The sequence below is a fragment of the Vibrio ouci genome (assembly GCF_004551525.1).
Lineage (GTDB): Bacteria > Pseudomonadota > Gammaproteobacteria > Enterobacterales > Vibrionaceae > Vibrio > Vibrio ouci.
Genome location: NZ_SATR01000166.1, coordinates 1 through 1,946 on the forward strand (window position 1 = coordinate 1; position 1,946 = coordinate 1,946).

The 1,946-nt window shown below is 39.1% G+C and carries 1 protein-coding gene and 1 pseudogene; one reads left to right on the plus strand and one right to left on the minus strand.

All coding sequences use genetic code 11. From position 1 onward, the window contains the following. Positions 1–739: 739 nt before the first annotated feature. Positions 740–1,765, plus strand: a complete 1,026-nt coding sequence (locus ELS82_RS24795; protein WP_208733308.1) for an Abi family protein — start codon at positions 740–742, stop codon at positions 1,763–1,765. Positions 1,766–1,825: 60 nt separating this feature from the next. Here ELS82_RS24795 and ELS82_RS24800 read toward each other — a convergent pair. Next, a pseudogene (locus tag ELS82_RS24800) lies at positions 1,826–1,946 on the minus strand (IS110 family transposase); the annotation flags it as partial.

Sequence of the window (1,946 nt, forward strand, 5' to 3'; positions counted from 1 at the left end):
GGGCGTTAGTTGCCAAAGAAGACAAATTAACTAAATCAGCAAGTTTAGGGCTAATGTCAGTGTGTTGTTCTAGGTTTCTGTCTTCGCCTTTTAGATTATTGGTTTCGATAAAACAGTGCTTTGGTTGGTGATCGGTTTAGATTTTCTGTTTCAGAAACTGATTCACTCGCGGAGAGTCTGCTCTGTTGCTTAGTCTTTCCAAAAGCGTTCTTTTGTGTTCGAAGTCCGTTTTATACGGCGTTGTAAATCCCAAGTGGTTTCAGTAACAGTCGCTTTGAAACTGCGCCTGATTTGGGTTTTTAGCTAGCGTAAGAAACAGAGTTGGCAAAGTCTCAATGAGCTTCAAATCCAAGGCTTAGGGCAGGCAACTAACAAACAATTTAAGCAGATTCGTAACGCTTGGCATTTTTGGTTTGAATCAGCTTTAGTGATTAGGGCACAATGTTCTGGTTAAGTGGTAGCGTTACTCACTACTTAATTGGGCGTTATGTGTGAATTAAGCAGAAGTCTTCAAAATTTGCTTGCAAGATTCGGAACTTGGTATTAGTATTTGTCTTAACAACGGCTTCCTCCTGAACTATGTTCGTAAGAGTGGAAGCCTTTTTTTTTATCTGTAATACAGCTTCAACTAGTGAGGCTAAGAGCTAAATTACGGGCTATCACAGTGCCAAACTTGATTCCATACAATAAAACCTATCTAAGTAGCTCCGATCTATGCGCCAAGCTTCAAGGTCAAGGCTTGACTATCAATGATGTAGCAAAAGCGAAAAAAGAATTTGAACGTTGTAGTTATTATCGTTTTAAAGCCTATTTATTTCCTTTCAAAGACTTAGCAACTAAGACTTACAATACTGGTTCTACTTTTGAGCAGGGTTATGAATTGTACCACTTTGACAGTGAGTTGAGAGCGTATTTATTCCGCATTATTGAAAAAGTAGAAATTGGCGTTCGCTCTGCCCTAGACCAATGGATTACTGGAAAAACTGGAAATCCATTTTGGTATCTAGATTCCTCATTGTTTAATGGCAATGGTGATCAGATCAAGACTGTAACAACGTTACGCTCTATGTTTATTAGTTCAAAAGAGGAATATGCTCTTCACTATCGTGCTAAGTACTACAACGATTATTGTCCATTTTATAGGGAGTTACCACCTGCTTGGGTTGCTCTTGAACTTATGACATTCGGCAACATTTTAAGCCTAATGGATAATTTCACTGCTGATTCAGTGCAAAGTCTTAAGCTCAATCGTTTTGCAAACAATAAGCTTGGTGTAAATAAGTACCAATCATTGGCAAATTGGATGGGCTGCATTCGTCATGTAAGGAATGCTTGCGGTCACCATAATCGCTTATTCAATCGAAACCTCAGTGCGCCTACTGGAATTAAGCGAGTTCTAAGTCGTGATATTTCATTGGTTCGTACAAATCCGCAGCACGGAACTCGGCAGACAGACCAGGTAAATAGGATTTATACGAACATTTGTGCAATACAAAAAATTTATACAGGTTTAGGTCACGAGGAAAAACTGGGGCCAGCATTAGCCCATCTGTTTGAAAAATACCCAACAGCAAAACTGTTTAGAGAATCTATGGGCTTTCCTGTCCAGTGGCATCAAGAGCCACTGTTGTTTAACCTTACACCCGAGGTTAATGAATCATCTGGAAGCATTAGTGAAAGTAGCGAAAAAGCTAGCTCTATGGTGTTGTTACGAAAAACCATCGCTGATGGTATTTTGAAATTTGGAAAACTAATTCAACCATAAACTCAATGTGATTCATTTGAACGTAAAAATTCACATAACAAGAGACTATGGCGTCAATAGTTAATCTTTGACGCTATCTTTATCCCACATTACACCGTCTCTTAGCATCGAATTAAGTATCACAACCATCTTTCTCATACAGGCAACTATGGCTACTTTCTTTGGTTTTCCTGCCGCAAGT